The following is a 548-nucleotide window of genomic DNA, read 5'->3' on the forward strand; positions in this document are numbered from 1 at the left end:
AAGTGTGGCAGTGAGACGGCGGGGGATAAGCTCCGTGCGTCGAAAGGGAAACAGCCCAGATCGCCGGCTAAGGCCCCTAAGCGTGTGCTAAGTGGGAAAGGATGTGCAGTCGCAAAGACAACCAGGAGGTTGGCTTAGAAGCAGCCACCCTTGAAAGAGTGCGTAATAGCTCACTGGTCAAGTGATTGTGCGCCGATAATGTAGCGGGGCTCAAGCACACCGCCGAAGCCGCGGCAACAGCGTTAGTTGTTGGGTAGGGGAGCGTCCCCTCACCGGAGAAGCAGCAGAGTGATCTAGCTGTGGAGGTGTGGGGAGTGAGAATGCAGGCATGAGTAGCGATAAGGCAAGTGAGAACCTTGCCCGCCGAAAGACCAAGGGTTCCTGGGCCAGGCCAGTCCGCCCAGGGTGAGTCGGGACCTAAGGCGAGGCCGACAGGCGTAGTCGATGGACAACGGGTTGATATTCCCGTACCCGTGTGTGGGCGTCCCTGACGAAACAGTGCTGCTAACCACCCAAAAGGTGGCTGATCGGATCCCTTCGGGGATCCG

Annotated in this window: 1 rRNA gene; it reads left to right on the top strand. The window is 58.9% G+C overall.

The window, feature by feature from the left end:
* Positions 1-548: ribosomal RNA gene (locus AC5Y5W_RS24965) — 23S ribosomal RNA — on the top strand; the annotation flags it as partial.

This window comes from Mycobacterium sp. NGS51 (genome assembly GCF_059812525.1).